Raw genomic sequence first — 15,360 nt, 5'->3', positions numbered from 1 at the left:
CCAGCAGCACCCCGGTGTCGACCGGCGGCGGCTCGCGGCGCCCGGCGCGGCGCACCGCCGTCACCTGCAGCGCGTCCACCCGGGCGCGCAGCCGCGCCGGCATCACCTGCCGGACGGTCGCCAGCGCCCGCTCGGACGCCTCCCCGATGCCGGTGACGGTGGTGGTGGCCGTCTGCAGCGCGACCGCCACGGCGACCGCCTGCTCGTCGTCGAACAGCAGCGGCGGCAGGTCGCTGCCCGCCTCGAGCCGGTAGCCGCCGTCGGGGCCCTTGGTGGCCTGCACCGGGTAGCCCAGGTCGCGCAGCCGGTCGACGTCGCGCCGCACCGTGCGCGGGCTCACCTCCAGCCGCTCGGCCAGCAGCGGGCCCGGCCAGTCGCGGCGGGCCTGCAGCAGCGACAGCAGGTTGAGCAGGCGGGCGGAGGTTTCGAGCACGGAATCCAGGGTGTCACCGGTAGCGGCCAGAGGCTGACCGCTTCACCCGGCATCGTCGTGGTCGTACCGAGGACCCCCAGCCAGGAGGACGACCGTGATCAGGACCCGAGGGCTCACCAAGGACTTCGTGGTGAGCCGCACCCGCACCGTGCACGCCGTGCGCGGCATCGACCTCGACGTCGCGCCCGGCGAGCTCGTCGCCGTGCTCGGCCCGAACGGGGCCGGCAAGACCACCACGATGCGGATGCTCACCACGCTCATCGCCCCGACGAGCGGCACCGCCGCGGTCGCGGGCTTCGACGTCCGCACCGACGCCGCCCAGGTGCGGCGCCGGATCGGCTACGTCGGGCAGGGCAACGCCGCCGGCCACAGCCAGCGCGCCGGCGACGAGCTGGTGGCGCAGGGCGTCATCTACGGGCTCGGCCGCCGGGCGGCCCGCACCCGCGCCGACGAGCTGCTGGACGCCCTCGACCTCGCCGACCTCGCGGACCGCAAGGTGTCCGCGCTGTCCGGTGGCCAGCGGCGACGGCTCGACGTCGCGATGGGGCTGGTGCACGCGCCGCCCCTGCTGTTCCTCGACGAGCCGTCCACCGGCCTCGACCCGCAGAACCGGGCGAACCTGTGGCAGCACATCACCCGGATGCGGGCCGAGCACGACATGACCGTCGTGCTCACCACCCACTACCTCGACGAGGCCGACTCGATGGCCGAGCGGGTGGTGGTGGTCGACCACGGCGAGGTGATCGCCGACGACACCGCCGAGGCGCTCAAGGCCGACCTGGCAGGCGACCTGGTGGTGCTCGAGGCGGCCGACCTGCTGCAGGTGCCCGGGCTGGTCGAGCTGGTCGAGCAGGTGCCGTCCGCGCGCCAGGTCGCCTGGGACGGCACCCAGGTGCGTGCCCGCGTGGTCGACGGCCCGCGGGTCGCGGCCGGGCTCGTGCGCGCCGCGGACCACCGCGACGTCGGCGTGGCCGCGGTGCAGGTGCAGCGGCCCACCCTCGACGACGTCTTCCTCGCCCTCACCGGGCGCAGCCTGCGCGAGGAGGGGCGCACCCACCCCGACACGCAGCCCGACCAGCCGACCACCGAGGCCGAGGAGGCCGCAGCATGAGCACCCTGACCACGCCCCCCGCCGCCCCGGCCACCGACCGCGACCCCGGCGAGGCCCTCGCCGTCCCGCGGCGCAGCGTCGTCCGCGACACCCTGGTGGTGATGCTGCGCGAGCTGCGGCCCGTGCGGCGCGACCCGTTCTCGCTGCTGTTCGGCATGATCCAGCCGCTGGTCTTCCTCGGGCTGTTCGGCCCGCTGCTCGCCGGTTCGGTCGGCGGCGGCGGCGCGCTCGGCGAGAACGTCTGGCAGTGGTTCGTCCCGGCGATCCTGGTGCAGGTGGCGCTGTTCGGGACCTCGACGGTCGGCGCGAACCTGCTCTTCGAGCTCCAGACCGGTTCGCACGAGCGGATGCTCGTCAGCCCGCTGTCGCGGCCGTCGATGCTGGTCGGGCGCTCGCTCAAGGAGATGGTGCCGCTCGCGCTGCAGGCGGTCGTCGTGGTCGCGGTGATGACGCCGACCTCGTTCGAGCTGCACCCGGTCGGCGCGCTGGTGGGCCTGGCGCTGCTCGCCGTGCTCGGCGTCGGGCTCGGCTCGTTCAGCTACGCGCTCGCGATCGCCGTCCGCAAGCAGGACTGGATGTTCTGGGCGGTGCAGCAGACGGTGATCTTCCCGCTGATGCTGCTGTCGGGGCTGCTGCTCCCGCTCGAGTCCGGCCCGGGCTGGATGCGCGCGGTCGCCGCCGTGAACCCGCTGCGCTACGTCGTCGACGCCGAGCGGGCGCTGTTCGCCGGCCACGTCGGCGTGGCCGACGTGGCGTGGGGCTGGGTCGCCGCCCTGCTCACCGCCGTGGTCGGGCTGGCCGTCGGGATCCGGGTGATGGTGCGCTCGTCCGACTGAACCCCGGTCGGATCCCGGAGGCCCTCGCAGGCGGCGGACCGGCGCGTCGCGCCCGGTCCGCCGCCCGCGAGCGGTTCCATGGACGCCGTGCCGGGACTGCGGCGGGGCGAGGGGTGCTGGGTGCTGCCCGTGCGCGGCGAGCCGGTGACGCGGCTGGCGCTGGAGGCCGCGGCGGTCGTGCTGCTGCTGGCCAACGGCGTCGAGGTGCGCATCGAGGGCGTGCTGGCGCTGCGCCGCCCCGACGGCACCACGGTCGAGCTCGACCCCGGCACCGACGCCGACCTGGCGCCCCTGCTGGCGCTGCGCCGGGCCACCGTCGTCGCCGGCTCCGCGCTCGACGACGGCCGGCTCGAGCTGGTCGTCGCCGGGGGAGGCCTGCTCGTCGTGGCCGCCGACCCGGCCCACGAGGCCTGGCAGCTCGTCGGGCCCGGCGGCGTCCGGCTCGTGTCGGTGCCCGGCGGCTCGCTGGCTGTTTGGGAGGGCGTGGCCTGACAGCGGCGATTTGGTCGGTGCGACCGGTCCCCGTACGCTGGTGCCACCGAAGACCGCCGGTCCTCGTCCCCTGCTCGCAGGGGGCGGGCGAAGACCCACGAAGCCCGTGGTGACCAGCGCAGGTGACGCACCACGACAGGCACCCCGCGTGCCGCCCTCGTGCCCCGCGCTCCTGCGCGGGGCATCCGTGTTTCCGGGACGGGACCCACCGACGGTCGCCCACGTCCCGACCACGGAAGGAGGGCCCCATGGCGAACGCAGCCAAGACCGCCGCGGTGGCCGAGCTCACGGAGAAGTTCCGCAGCTCGCCCGCCGGCGTGCTGACCGAGTACCGCGGGCTCACCGTGGCGCAGCTGAAGACGCTGCGCCGTTCCCTGGGGGATCACGCCACCTACGCGGTGGTCAAGAACACCCTGACGCAGATCGCGGCGAAGGAGGCCGGCGTCGACGCGTTCGACGGCCAGCTCTCCGGTCCCACCGCGATCGCCTTCATCACCGGTGACCCGGTGGAGGCGGCCAAGGGTCTTCGCGACTTCGCCAAGGCGAACCCCCAGCTGGTCATCAAGGGCGGGTACCTCGAGGGCAAGGCCCTCTCCCCGTCCGAGATCACCAAGCTCGCCGACCTCGAGTCGCGCGAGGTGCTGCTGGCCAAGCTGGCCGGCGCGATGAAGGCGTCGCTCAACAACGCCGCCTACCTGTTCGCCGCTCCGCTGTCGCAGGCCGCTCGCACCGTCGACGCCCTGCGCCTCAAGCTCGAGCAGGAGGGCCCGGCCACCGCCGCGGCCCCGGCCACCGACGACGCCCCGGCGTCCGACGAGGCCACCACGGACGCTCCCGCCGAGGGCGCGACCACCGAGGGCTGACGCCCGAGCACGGTGGGCCGCCCGGCACACCGAACGACCCCGGTCCCGCGCTCGCGGGCCGGACCGACAGGAAGGACGCCACCATGGCGAAGCTCAGCACCGACGAGCTGCTCGACGCGTTCAAGGACATGACGCTGATCGAGCTCTCCGAGTTCGTGAAGAAGTTCGAGGAGACCTTCGAGGTCACCGCCGCCGCCCCCGTCGCGGTCGCCGCTGCCGGCGGCGCCGGCGGTGCCGCCCCGGCCGAGGCCGAGGAGGAGAAGGACGAGTTCGACGTCATCCTCGAGGCCGCGGGCGACAAGAAGATCCAGGTCATCAAGGAGGTCCGCACCCTCACCAGCCTCGGGCTGAAGGAGGCCAAGGACCTCGTGGACGGCGCTCCCAAGCCGATCCTGGAGAACGTCAACAAGGAGGCGGCCGACAAGGCGAAGGCCGCCCTCGAGGGCGCCGGCGCCACCGTCACCGTCAAGTGACGTCCCGCTGAACCCCGCGGCTCCTCGAGCCGCACGCCGAAGGGCCCGACCCCTGGGGGTCGGGCCCTTCGTGCGTCCGCGTCCGAGCGGGTGACGCACCGCGCGCGCTGCGCCCTACCTCCGGGTAACCTCCGCTGGCCCGGGCCGTAACCTCGGCCCGGCCCGCCCGTTGGACCCCTCGGGCGAGGACGAGCCACGCCCGCCGCGACGTCGCGGACGCCAGGACGGAGGTCGGACCCGATGGGTGTCGAGATCGCCGTCGACGGCCTCACCAAGCGGTTCGGCTCCCAGCTCATCTGGGACGACGTCACCCTCACCCTCCCGTCGGGCGAGATCTCGGTGATGCTCGGCCCGTCCGGCACCGGCAAGTCGGTCTTCCTCAAGACCCTCGTCGGGCTGCTGAAGCCCGACCGCGGCTCGATCGTCGTCGACGGCAAGGACATCACCCGGCTGCGCGAGGCCGACCTGTACGAGGTGCGCAAGCTGTTCGGCGTGCTGTTCCAGGACGGCGCCCTGTTCGGGTCGATGAACCTGTTCGACAACATCGCCTTCCCGCTGCGCGAGCACACCCGCAAGTCCGAGCGCGAGGTCGAGGCCGTCGTCGCCGAGAAGATGGACCTGGTCGGCCTGGCCGGCGCCGAGGACAAGCTGCCGGGCGAGATCTCGGGCGGCATGCGCAAGCGCGCCGGGCTGGCCCGCGCCCTGGTGCTCGACCCCGAGATCCTGCTGTTCGACGAGCCCGACTCCGGGCTCGACCCGGTGCGCACGGCCTACCTGAACCAGCTGATCGTCGACCTGAACGCCCAGACCGGTGCGACGTGCCTGATCGTCACGCACGACATCAACACCGCCCGCACGGTGCCCGACAACATCGGGCTGCTCTACCACAAGCACCTGGCGATGTTCGGCCCGCGCGAGATGCTGCTCAGCAGCGAGGAGCCGGTCGTGCGGCAGTTCCTCAACGCCCAGCGGGTCGGCCCGATCGGCATGAGCGAGGAGAAGGACGCCGACGAGCTCGCCGCCGAGTCGGGCCAGGAGCTGCCGCCGCTGCCCCCGATCCCGCTGCAGCTCGAGCCGAGCGACGGCTCGCGCCGCGCCACCCAGCGCGAGGCGGGCGCCTGGTGCCGCGACAACGGCGTGACGCCACCGCCCGGCTCGTTCGCCGGCGACCCCGCGCTCGCGAAGGCGGACGCGTGAGCGCGGCCACCGGGCTCGCGACCGGCGCCCTGCGGCAGACCGGGTCGCTGTTCGCGATGATGCTCGACACGGTGCGGATGCTGTTCCAGCGCCCGTTCCAGCTGCGCGAGTTCGTGCAGCAGGCCTGGTTCATCGCGTCCGTGACGATCCTGCCCACCGCGCTGGTGTCGATCCCGTTCGGCGCGGTCATCGCCCTGCAGCTGGGCAGCCTCACCCGCCAGCTCGGCGCGCAGTCGTTCACCGGCGCCGCCAGCGTGCTCGCGGTCATCCGCGAGGCCAGCCCGATCGTCACCGCCCTGCTGATCGCGGGTGCCGCCGGCTCGGCGATCTGCGCCGACATCGGCTCGCGCAAGATCCGCGAGGAGATCGACGCGATGGAGGTGCTCGGCATCTCGCCGATCCAGCGCCTCGTCGTGCCGCGCGTGCTCGCGACGATGCTCGTCGCCGTCGGGCTGAACGCGCTGGTGTCGGTGGTCGGCGTGGCCGGCGGCTACTTCTTCAACGTGGTGCTGCAGGGCGGCACGCCGGGCGCCTACCTCGCCTCGTTCACCGGCCTCGCGCAGCTGTCGGACCTGTGGGCCGGTGAGCTCAAGGCGCTGGTCTTCGGGTTCCTCGCCGCGATCGTCGCCTGCTACAAGGGCCTGACCGCGGGTGGTGGCCCGAAGGGCGTCGGCGACGCGGTGAACCAGAGCGTCGTCATCACCTTCATGCTCCTGTTCGTCGTCAACTTCGTCCTCACGGCCGTGTACTTCCAGGTCGTCCCGCAGAAGATCTGACGCCGATGACCGACACCAGCACCACCCCGGACGCCGCGGCCCGCGCGGCCCAGCGGCTCCTCGCGCCGGTCCGCGCCGCCGACGCCGGCCTCACCGACCTCGGCCGCCAGCTGCGGTTCTACGTCCGCTCGGTCGGGTGGGTGCCGCGCACGCTGCGCCGGTACCGCAAGGAGGTCGTCCGCCTGCTGGCCGAGGTGACGCTCGGCACCGGCGCGCTGTCGGTCATCGGCGGCACGGTCGGCGTGATCGCGTTCCTCGCGTTCTTCACCGGCACCGAGGTGGGGCTGCAGGGCTACCAGGCGCTCGACCAGATCGGCTCCGGCGCCTTCACCGGCTTCGTCTCGGCCTACTTCAACACCCGCGAGATCGCCCCGCTGGTGGCCGGTCTCGCGCTCGCGGCCACCGTCGGCTGCGGGTTCACCGCCCAGCTCGGCGCGATGCGCATCTCCGAGGAGGTCGACGCGCTCGAGGTGATGGGCATCCCGTCGCTGCCGTTCCTCGTCACGACCCGGATGGTCGCGGGCTTCGTCGCCGTCATCCCGCTCTACGTGATCGCGCTGCTGTCGTCGTACGCCGCGACGCGGTTGATCTCCACCGGCTACTACGGGCAGTCGGCGGGCACCTACGACCACTACTTCACGCTGTTCCTGCCGCCGGGCGACGTGCTCTGGTCGTTCGTGAAGGTGATGGTGTTCTCGGTCGTCATCATCGGCATCCACTGCTGGTACGGCTACACCGCGAGCGGTGGCCCGGCGGGCGTCGGCGTCGCGGTCGGCCGCGCGGTGCGCACCTCGATCGTCGCCATCAACGTCGTCGACTTCTTCCTCTCGTTCGCCATCTGGGGCACGAGCACGACCGTCCGGATCGCGGGGTGAGTCCGGTGACGACCCGTGCCCGCAGCCTGTCCTGGCTGTCCGACCGCTCCTACGGCATCGCCTTCCTGCTCGTGCTCGCCGCGCTCGTGGCGCTGTCGATCGCGTCGTACGCCAAGGTGTTCGTCCCCGTCGTGAAGGTGACGCTCGAGACCGACCGCATCGGCAACCAGCTGCAGGAGCTGTCCGACGTCAAGGTGCGCGGCGTGCTGGTCGGCGAGGTCCGCGAGATCAGCTCGGACGGCGAGCGCGCCACGATGGTGCTCGCGCTCGACCCCGAGCAGGCACGCAGCATCCCGTCGAACGTGCAGGCGCGGCTGCTGCCCAAGACCCTGTTCGGCGAGAAGTTCGTGTCCCTCGTCATCCCGGACGAGGCGGCCGACGGCCACCTGCGGGCCGGCGACGTCATCACCCAGGACCGCTCCGAGACCGCAATCGAGCTCGAGGAGGTGCTCGACGACCTGCTGCCGCTGCTGCAGGCGGTGCGACCGCAGGACCTCGCGCTGACGCTGAACGCGCTGTCGAACGCGCTCGAGGGCCGCGGCGACCAGCTCGGGAACAACGTGACGCTGGTCGGCGACTACCTCACCGAGATCAACCCGAGGATGCCGACCATCCAGTCCGACATCAGCGCGCTGGCCGACGTCGTGTCGAACTACGCCGACGCCGCTCCCGACCTGCTCCGCCTGCTGCGCAACCAGTCGGTCACGACCGCGACGATCGTCGAGAAGCAGGACGTGCTCGCGCAGTTCCTCTCCGGCACAGCAGGGTTCGCCACCACCGCGAACGCCGTCCTGACCGAGAACGAGGCGCGCATCATCCGGGTCGGGCAGGTGAGCAGGCCCACCCTGGAGGTGCTGGCGAAGTACGCGCCGATCTACCCGTGCTTCGCCGAGGGTCTGGTCGAGTGGGAGCCGCGCATCGAGGACGCGTTCCGCGACGAGCAGCTGAACATCACCCTGGAGATCGTCCCGCAGCGCCCGGCGTACCAGCCCGGCGAGGAGCCCGAGTTCCTCGACAAGAGGGGGCCCAGCTGCGAGGGCCTGCCGAACCCGGGCGGGAGCCAGCAGAACCCGTTCCCGGGCAAGGAGGTCAACGACGGCAGCACCGGCGGCGGCAACAACTACCTGTTCTCGTCCGTGCCCACCGCGTTCGACGGCCCGAGCACCGGACTCGTCGGCAGCGAGGCCGAGCAGATGCTGGTCGGCGCGCTCGTCGGTCCGCGGATGGGGATGGAGCCGCAGGACGTGCCCGACATCGCGACGCTGCTGTTCGGCCCGGTCGCGCGCGGGACGGAGGTGCACGGCTGATGCCGCGTCCCGTCAGCAGGTCCCAGCGCATCGGCGCCGACCTCGTGCGGCTGCTGCTGTTCCTCGTCGTCACCGTCGCGGCCTTCGCGCTGCTGGCCACGACGATCGCCAACGTCCGATTCGGCGACAAGTCCGACTACTCCGCCGTGTTCACCGACGTCACCGGGCTGCTCGAGGGCGACGACGTGCGCATCGCGGGCGTCCGGGTCGGCGAGGTCACCGGCATCGAGGTGGCCGGCGAGGAGGGCGAGGAGCGCTCGCAGGCCCTCGTGCACTTCCGGATCGACCGCACCGTCGTGCTCACCGAGGGCACCACCGCGCTGATCCGGTACCGCAACCTGATCGGCCAGCGGTACCTCTCGCTCGCCCAGGAGCAGGGCGGGCTCGGTGAGCTGCCCGTCGGCGCGCGCATCCCCGTCGAGCGCACCCAGGCCGCGCTCGACCTCACCGCGCTGTTCAACGGGTTCAAGCCGCTGTTCGCCGCGCTGAACCCGCAGGACGTCAACCAGCTGGCCTACGAGATCATCCAGACCCTCCAGGGCGAGGGCGGCACGATCGAGCACCTGCTCGCGTCGACGGCGTCGGTCACGTCCACGCTGGCCGACCGCGACGAGGTGATCGGCCGCACGATCGACAACCTCAACGAGGTGCTCGGGACGGTCGCCGAGCGCAGCGGCCAGCTCGACCAGCTGCTGCTGCAGCTGCAGCGCTTCGTCTCGGGCCTGGCCGCCGACCGCGAGGCGATCGGCGCCTCGCTCTCGAGCATCGCCGACCTGTCCGACTCGACCGCAGGCCTGCTGCAGGAGGCCCGCCCGCCGCTCCAGCAGGACATCGCGGCGCTCGGTGACCTCGCCGACAACCTCGACCGCAACAACGCCGTCCTCGACGAGTTCCTGACCACCTGGCCCGGCAAGATCGACACCATCACCCGGACCGCCTCGTACGGCTCGTTCTTCAACTTCTACCTGTGCGAGTTCGACGGCCAGGTGACGCTGCCCGCCGGCCAGACCGTCCCCGTCGACGCGTACGACACCGGCACGGCGAGGTGCTCCGGATGACGCCGTTCCGCGAGCGCAACCCGGTGCCGATCGGCGCCACCGGGCTGCTGGTGATCGCGCTGGCGCTGGTGGCGGCGTTCGACGTCAAGGCGCTGCCGTTCCTCGGTGGCGGCGACGACTACTCGGCCGCCTTCACCGAGGCCGGCGGCCTGCGCGCGGGCGACGACGTGCGCGTCGCGGGCGTCCAGGTCGGCGAGGTCGACGCCGTCGAGCTCGACGGCGACCACGTCCGCGTCGACTTCACCGTCACCGAGCCGGCGGCGTTCGGCGAGCAGACCGGCGCCAGCATCCGGATCAAGACCGTGCTGGGCGAGAAGTTCCTCGCGCTGGAGCCGCGCGGCGACGGTCAGCTGGCCGAGGGCAGCGAGATCCCGGTCGACCGCACCGTCGCGGTCTACGACGTCGTGCAGGCGTTCTCCGACCTCGCCGAGGTGAACGAGAGCATCGACACCGACCAGCTCGCGGCGGCGCTCGACACGATGGCGGTGGAGTTCCAGGACACCCCGGAGGAGGTGCAGGGCGCGCTCGCCGGGCTCTCGGACCTGTCCCGCACGATCGCCTCGCGCGACGACGAGCTGCGCCGGCTGCTCGACAGCACCCGCGAGGTCACCGAGGTGATGGCCTCGCGCGACGCCGAGCTCGAGCAGCTCATCAACGACGCCAACCTGCTGCTCGCCGAGCTCGAGAAGCGGCGCGACGACATCAGCCGGCTGCTCGACTCGACCGCGGCGCTCGCCGCCCAGATCACCGCGCTGGTGCAGGAGAACCGGGCCGAGCTGAAGCCGACGCTGGACCGGCTGAACTCGGTGCTCGCGCTGCTGGAGGAGAACAAGGCGAACCTCGAGGAGGGCCTGGCGAACATGGCGCCGTTCACCCGCCTGTTCGCGAACGTGCTCGGCACGGGCCGCTGGTTCGACACCTACATCCAGAACCTCGTCCCGGTGCCCGGGCTGCCGCTGCCGACCCAGGCGGTGCAGCCGTGAGCCGCGACGAGCGCGACAGCCGGGACGAGCGCGAGGTGACCCGCGACGTCGGCCTCTCCGAGGCGGTCCAGGACGGGTGGCCCGGCACCGCCGGGGCCGTGGAGGCCGACGGGACCACGAGCACCACCGAGGCGCAGGACGTCGCCCCGCGGAGGGGCGAGGTCGGCGGTCGCCGCGGCGTCGGGCGCGCCGGTGCGGCGCTCGCGACGGCGGCCGCCGCCGGCGGCGCCGTCGTGCACCGCGGCCTCGACCGGCTGCGCGGCCTGCCGGGTGTGGTGAAGGTGGTCTCGGTCGTGACCGTGCTGGCGCTCGTCGCGGCCCTGGTGTGGCTGTGGCCGGGCCCGGACCGCACCCGGGTCACCGCCTACTTCACCCGCACGGTCGGGCTCTACGAGGGCTCCGAGGTGCGCATCCTCGGCATCCCCGTCGGCCTGGTCACCGAGGTGTCGCCCGAGGGAGAGCGGGTCCGCGTCGAGCTGGAGTACGACGCGCAGTACGCCGTGCCCGCCGACGCGCAGGCCGTGGTCATCTCGCCGTCGGTCGTGAGCGACCGGTACGTGCAGCTGCTGCCGGTGCACACCGGCGAGGGCCCGACGCTGGCCGACGGCGCCGAGATCCCGCTCGAGCGCACCGCCGTCCCGGTCGAGCTCGACCGCGTCTTCGGCAGCCTCGACGACCTCGCGGTCGCGCTCGGCCCGGAGGGGGCGAACGGCGACGGCGCGCTGTCGCGGGTGCTCGACACCGGCGCGGCCAACCTCGACGGCAACGGCGAGGCGCTCGGCAGCACGATCGAGGACCTGGGGCTCGCGCTCGACGCCCTGGCGAGCAACGACGACGACCTGTTCGCCACCGTCGAGAACCTGCAGACCTTCACCACGACCCTGGCCGAGAACGACCAGGCCGTCACCGACCTGAACACCGACCTGGCCACCGTCTCCGACCAGCTCGCGGGGGAGCGGCAGGACCTCGCGCTCGCGCTGCAGAACCTCGCGGTCGCGCTGGCCGAGGTGCAGTCGTTCGTCCGCGAGAACCGCGAGGTGCTCACCGAGGACGTCGCGCAGCTCGAGTCGGTCACCGCCAGCGTCGCCTCGCAGCAGGAGGCCCTCGCCGAGACGCTCGTGGCGGCGCCGACCGCGCTGTCGAACCTCGGCAACGCCTACAACCCGCGCTCGGGCACCCTCGACACCCGGGCGAACCTCGGCCCGATCGAGCAGAACCCGCTGGCGTTCCTGTGCTCGCTGCTGAACGGGTCGCTGTCCGACGGCAGCCAGCAGAACCCGGGCTACTGCGCGGGCGTCCTGAACGACCTGAGCATGCTGCTCGACCTGCTTCCGGCCGGCGCGCTGCCCGGGATCGGCGGCAGCGGCTCGGCGCTGCCGGGTGCCTCGACCGGTCTGTCGGTGCCCGCGTCCCCCGCCCCCGCGGCCGGCCCGGGCCCCGACCGCACGCTGGCCGGCATCCTGCCCGGAGGTGGCTCGTGAGCATCTCGTCCACCCGCACCCGGCCCACCCGCACCCGGCCCGCCCGCACCCTGCGCGCCCGGCTCGCCGCGCTGCTCGGCCTGGTCGTGCTGCTCACCGGCTGCCAGGGCGCGTACGACCTCCCGCTACCCGGCGGCGCCGCGAACGGGCCGGACGTCTACCGGGTCACGATCGACTTCGCCGACGTCCTCGACCTGGTGCCGCAGTCCGCGGTCAAGGTGAACGACGTGACCGTCGGCGCCGTCGAGTCGGTCGAGCTGCACGACTGGCACGCCCGGGTCGTCGTCCGGATCGAGGACGACGTCGAGCTGCCCGACGACGCCGACGCGACGCTGCGCCAGACCTCCCTGCTCGGCGAGAAGTTCGTGTCGCTGTCGGCGCCCGCATCCGGCGGCGTCGGGCGGCTGTCGGACGGCGACGTCATCCCGCTCGACCGCACGGGCCGCAACCCCGAGGTCGAGGAGGTGCTCGGCGCGCTCTCGCTGCTGCTGAACGGCGGCGGCGTGGCCCAGCTGCAGACGATCAACCGCGAGCTGAACGACGCCCTCGAGGGTCGTGAGTCCGACGTCCGGGACGCGCTCGAGCAGCTCGACGTGTTCGTCACCGGCCTCGACCAGCACAAGAGCGAGATCGTCCGCGCGATCGAGGCGATCGACCGGCTGTCGGCGACGCTCGCGGCCCAGCAGCAGGACATCGCCACCGCGCTCGACACCATCCCCGGCGGCCTGCGGGTGCTGGCCGACCAGCGCGAGCAGCTCACGGCGATGCTCACCGCGCTGTCCGACCTCGGCGTGACCGCCACCCGCGTCATCGACGCCTCGCAGGCCGACACCGTCGCCAACCTGCAGGCGCTCGACCCGGTGCTGACCCAGCTCGCCGCCGCCGGCGACGCCCTGCCGGAGTCGCTCGACGTCTTCGTCAGCTACCCGTTCCCGGACGTCGCGGCCGAGGGCATCAAGGGCGACTACACCAACCTGTCGATCCGGCTGGACGCCAACCTGTCCGACCTCGACTCGCTGCTGCCGCAGCCGACCGGCGGGCCGAGCCTGCCGCCGCTGCCGTCGCTCCCGCTGCCGAGCCTGCCGATCCCCACCGACCTGCCGACCCTGCCGCTGCCGGAGCTGTGCGGCGCGCTCGGCCTGGCCGGCGACTGCCAGCTGCCGCCGGTGCAGCAGATCTGCCAGGACCTCGTGGGCGCCGCCGCCTGCGACCCGGTCGTCGAGATATGCGAGGCCACCGGGGGCGTGCTGACCCCGGGCGGGATCTGCCAGCTGCCGCCGCTCACCGAGGTGTGCCGCGAGCTGCCGGTGCTCGGGCAGACGCTGTGCCCCGCCGGGCAGCCGACCGCCACCCAGACGGTGACCGCGCCACCGTCGTCGACGACGCCGCCGCCGATCTGCCTGCCGATCATCGGGTGCGTCGGGGGCGACCGCACCGACGCGTCCGGCAGGAGCTCCTACGACCCGGCGCTCGCGGCGCTGCTGCTGGGGGGTGTGTGACGTGATCACCCGCGCCACCGTCTACCAGCTCATCGCGTTCGCCGTCATCACGATCGTCGGCGTCACCTACGTCACGGTGAAGTACGTCGGTCTCGGCGACCTGCTGACCGGCCGCTCGTACCTGGTGTCGGTCGACCTCGCCGAGTCGGGCGGCATCTTCGAGGGCGCCGAGGTCACCTACCGGGGCGTCACGGTCGGCCGCGTCGAGGCGCTGCGCCTGCAGGGCGACGGGGTGCGGGTCGACCTGCGCCTCGACGGCACCGAGCAGGTGCCGTCCGACACCGACGCCGTGGTCGAGAACCGCTCGGCCGTGGGCGAGCAGTACGTCGACCTGCAGCCCGCCACCGCCGACGGCCCGTTCCTCGCCGCGGGCGACGTCATCCCGCGCGAGCGGACGCGGACGCCCGTGCCGACCGAGCAGCTGCTGCTCGACGTGTCGCGCCTGGTCGAGTCGGTCGACCGGCAGGACCTGCAGGTCGTGGTCTCCGAGCTCGGCAAGGCGTTCGCCGGCGGCAGCCGCGACCTCGAGCGGCTGCTCGACGCCGGCGACCGCCTCACCCTGGCGGCCACCGACGCCCTCCCCGAGACCCTCACCCTCATCGACGACGGCGCGATCGTCCTCGACACCCAGCGCGAGACCGGGCCGGCGATCCGCTCGTTCGCGACCGACCTGGCCGACCTGTCCGAGACGCTCGCGAGCGAGCAGACCGACGCCGACCTGCGCGCCGTGCTCGACAACGGGGTGGTCGCCTCCGGCGAGCTCGACGGGCTGCTGCAGGACAACCGGTCCGCGATCGCCGGGCTGCTCACCAACCTGGTCACCGTCGGCGAGGTGACGGTCACGCGGGTGGACGGGATCGAGCAGATGCTCGTCACCTATCCTGCGGTCGTGGCAGGCGGGTACACGGTGGTGCCGGGCGACGGCACGGCCCACTTCGGGCTGGTGCTGAGCACCCAGCCGGCCGCCTGCGAGCAGGGGTACGAGGGCACGACCCGCACCGACCCCAACCAGACCACCGCGCAGGAGCCCACGAACACCGGCGCGCAGTGCACCGCGGCCCGCGGCAGCGGCACCAACGTCCGCGGCGCGCAGAACGCGCCGAACCCCTCGTACGAGCGGTCCTCCGGGCTGCCGAGCAGCTACCTGGTCGGCGGCGGCACCGTCCGCGACCCGCGGGTGACCGTCGTCCCCGGCCACGCGCCCGCCGGCACCAGCGGGGTCGACGCGCTCGAGCTGCTGCTCCTTGGAGCCGGGTCGTGACCGCCTCGACGGTCCGGGTCGCGCCGGGGCGTCGGGCGGTCCGGGTGGCGCTGGCGGTGCTGCTGGTCGCGCTCCTGGTCGCGTCGCTGGTCCTGCTCGCCACCCGGCTCGGGCCGGTGCTCGACCGCCGCGAGGGCGACGCCCGCCGCGCGCAGGTGCTGCAGCAGGCCAAGCAGCACGCGGTGAACTTCACCACGCTCGACTACGAGTCCTTCGACGAGGACGTCGAGCTGGTGCTCGACGGGTCGACCGGCTCGTTCCGCGAGCAGTTCCGCGCCGGCGTCGACGACGTGCGGGCCCTGGTGACGCAGAACGAGTCCCGCTCGGTCGGCACCGTCCGCGAGGCGGCCGTCGTCACCGACGACGACGACAGCGCGCGGGTGCTCGTGGTCGTCGACACCGAGGTCACCAACGTCGCGAGCACGACCCCCACGCCGCGGCACTACCGCATCCAGATGGACCTGACCCGCACCGCCGACGAGTGGCTCGTCAGCGACCTCACGTTCGTCTCCAGCCAGGTCGAGCTGCCCGCCGGCGCGGGCGAGGGGACGTCGCCGACGCCCGCCCCCACCACCGGCTCGACCACCGGGGCCACGCCGTGACGCCGTCCGGCGGCAGCCGGCGCCGGGTCGCGGGGGAGCGCGGTCGCTCCCGCCCCGCCGAGCCGCGCGACACCGGCCCCGCGCAGGACGTGCCCGTCGTCGAGCCCGTCGTC

At 73.3% G+C, this 15,360-nt stretch carries 16 protein-coding genes; 15 read left to right on the top strand and 1 reads right to left on the bottom strand.

Features of this window, described 5'->3' with window-relative positions; genetic code table 11:
* The coding region (locus ACYVKY_RS20860; RefSeq protein ID WP_460436904.1) for a helix-turn-helix transcriptional regulator at positions 1–433 on the bottom strand (433 nt) is incomplete at its 3' end.
* 94 nt (positions 434–527) lie between these two features.
* Here ACYVKY_RS20860 and ACYVKY_RS20855 point away from each other — a divergent pair.
* The 15 genes from ACYVKY_RS20855 to ACYVKY_RS20785 all read left to right on the top strand — a co-directional run bounded on the left by ACYVKY_RS20855 (position 528) and on the right by ACYVKY_RS20785 (position 15,247).
* Positions 528–1,544 carry a DrrA family ABC transporter ATP-binding protein gene (locus tag ACYVKY_RS20855; protein WP_460436903.1) on the top strand — a complete coding sequence of 339 codons (1,017 nt, stop codon included), beginning with the start codon at positions 528–530 and terminating at the stop codon, positions 1,542–1,544.
* Complete coding sequence (locus ACYVKY_RS20850; protein WP_460436902.1) at positions 1,541–2,380, top strand: ABC transporter permease; 840 nt, start codon at positions 1,541–1,543, stop codon at positions 2,378–2,380. The genes ACYVKY_RS20855 and ACYVKY_RS20850 overlap by 4 nt, the downstream gene beginning before the upstream one ends.
* Positions 2,381–2,458: 78 nt before the next feature.
* Positions 2,459–2,872 carry a DUF6188 family protein gene (locus ACYVKY_RS20845; protein WP_460436901.1) on the top strand — a complete coding sequence of 138 codons (414 nt, stop codon included), beginning with the start codon at positions 2,459–2,461 and terminating at the stop codon, positions 2,870–2,872.
* A gap of 248 nt (positions 2,873–3,120) precedes the next feature.
* Positions 3,121–3,735 carry a 50S ribosomal protein L10 gene (gene rplJ, locus ACYVKY_RS20840; protein WP_460436900.1) on the top strand — a complete coding sequence of 205 codons (615 nt, stop codon included), beginning with the start codon at positions 3,121–3,123 and terminating at the stop codon, positions 3,733–3,735.
* 83 nt (positions 3,736–3,818) lie between these two features.
* Positions 3,819–4,208, top strand: a complete 390-nt coding sequence (rplL, locus tag ACYVKY_RS20835; protein WP_460436899.1) for a ribosomal protein bL12 — start codon at positions 3,819–3,821, stop codon at positions 4,206–4,208.
* A gap of 240 nt (positions 4,209–4,448) precedes the next feature.
* Positions 4,449–5,405 (top strand): ABC transporter ATP-binding protein, encoded by a 957-nt coding sequence (locus ACYVKY_RS20830; RefSeq protein WP_460436898.1) that lies wholly within the window; start codon positions 4,449–4,451, stop codon positions 5,403–5,405.
* A 56-nt stretch (positions 5,406–5,461) separates the two neighbouring features.
* Positions 5,462–6,181: an MlaE family ABC transporter permease gene (locus ACYVKY_RS20825; protein ID WP_460436905.1), complete on the top strand. Its 720-nt coding sequence runs from the start codon at positions 5,462–5,464 to the stop codon at positions 6,179–6,181.
* Between the two features lie 5 nt (positions 6,182–6,186).
* Positions 6,187–7,056: an MlaE family ABC transporter permease gene (locus ACYVKY_RS20820; RefSeq protein WP_460436897.1), complete on the top strand. Its 870-nt coding sequence runs from the start codon at positions 6,187–6,189 to the stop codon at positions 7,054–7,056.
* The gene (locus tag ACYVKY_RS20815; RefSeq protein ID WP_460436896.1) at positions 7,053–8,363 is read left to right on the top strand and encodes an MCE family protein; all 1,311 of its coding nucleotides are present in this window, start codon (positions 7,053–7,055) and stop codon (positions 8,361–8,363) included. The genes ACYVKY_RS20820 and ACYVKY_RS20815 overlap by 4 nt, the downstream gene beginning before the upstream one ends.
* Positions 8,363–9,421: an Mce/MlaD family protein gene (locus ACYVKY_RS20810; protein WP_460436895.1), complete on the top strand. Its 1,059-nt coding sequence runs from the start codon at positions 8,363–8,365 to the stop codon at positions 9,419–9,421. The genes ACYVKY_RS20815 and ACYVKY_RS20810 overlap by 1 nt, the downstream gene beginning before the upstream one ends.
* Positions 9,418–10,404, top strand: a complete 987-nt coding sequence (locus ACYVKY_RS20805; RefSeq protein ID WP_460436894.1) for an Mce/MlaD family protein — start codon at positions 9,418–9,420, stop codon at positions 10,402–10,404. Before ACYVKY_RS20810 ends, ACYVKY_RS20805 begins: the two co-directional genes overlap by 4 nt.
* Positions 10,401–11,885, top strand: a complete 1,485-nt coding sequence (locus ACYVKY_RS20800; RefSeq protein WP_460436893.1) for an Mce/MlaD family protein — start codon at positions 10,401–10,403, stop codon at positions 11,883–11,885. Before ACYVKY_RS20805 ends, ACYVKY_RS20800 begins: the two co-directional genes overlap by 4 nt.
* The gene (locus tag ACYVKY_RS20795; RefSeq protein ID WP_460436892.1) at positions 11,882–13,384 is read left to right on the top strand and encodes an Mce/MlaD family protein; all 1,503 of its coding nucleotides are present in this window, start codon (positions 11,882–11,884) and stop codon (positions 13,382–13,384) included. Before ACYVKY_RS20800 ends, ACYVKY_RS20795 begins: the two co-directional genes overlap by 4 nt.
* Position 13,385: 1 nt before the next feature.
* Entirely contained in the window at positions 13,386–14,645 is a 1,260-nt protein-coding gene (locus tag ACYVKY_RS20790) for an Mce/MlaD family protein (RefSeq protein ID WP_460436891.1), read from the top strand.
* Entirely contained in the window at positions 14,642–15,247 is a 606-nt protein-coding gene (locus ACYVKY_RS20785; RefSeq protein WP_460436890.1) for a hypothetical protein, read from the top strand. Before ACYVKY_RS20790 ends, ACYVKY_RS20785 begins: the two co-directional genes overlap by 4 nt.
* Positions 15,248–15,360: the final 113 nt, after the last annotated feature.

This window comes from Angustibacter speluncae, assembly GCF_054777815.1.
This window is presented reverse-complemented; position numbering and strand designations above follow the sequence as displayed.

Excerpts from the sequence above, each read along its gene's own strand:
- rplJ (WP_460436900.1), top strand. The coding sequence starts at position 3,121 with ATGGCGAACGCAGCCAAGACCGCCGCGGTGGCCGAGCTCACGGAGAAG.
- ACYVKY_RS20845 (WP_460436901.1), top strand. The coding sequence starts at position 2,459 with ATGGACGCCGTGCCGGGACTGCGGCGGGGCGAGGGGTGCTGGGTGCTG.
- ACYVKY_RS20830 (WP_460436898.1), top strand. The coding sequence starts at position 4,449 with ATGGGTGTCGAGATCGCCGTCGACGGCCTCACCAAGCGGTTCGGCTCC.
- rplL (WP_460436899.1), top strand. The coding sequence starts at position 3,819 with ATGGCGAAGCTCAGCACCGACGAGCTGCTCGACGCGTTCAAGGACATG.
- ACYVKY_RS20820 (WP_460436897.1), top strand. The coding sequence starts at position 6,187 with ATGACCGACACCAGCACCACCCCGGACGCCGCGGCCCGCGCGGCCCAG.
- ACYVKY_RS20805 (WP_460436894.1), top strand. The coding sequence starts at position 9,418 with ATGACGCCGTTCCGCGAGCGCAACCCGGTGCCGATCGGCGCCACCGGG.
- ACYVKY_RS20825 (WP_460436905.1), top strand. The coding sequence starts at position 5,462 with ATGATGCTCGACACGGTGCGGATGCTGTTCCAGCGCCCGTTCCAGCTG.
- ACYVKY_RS20850 (WP_460436902.1), top strand. The coding sequence starts at position 1,541 with ATGAGCACCCTGACCACGCCCCCCGCCGCCCCGGCCACCGACCGCGAC.
- ACYVKY_RS20810 (WP_460436895.1), top strand. The coding sequence starts at position 8,363 with ATGCCGCGTCCCGTCAGCAGGTCCCAGCGCATCGGCGCCGACCTCGTG.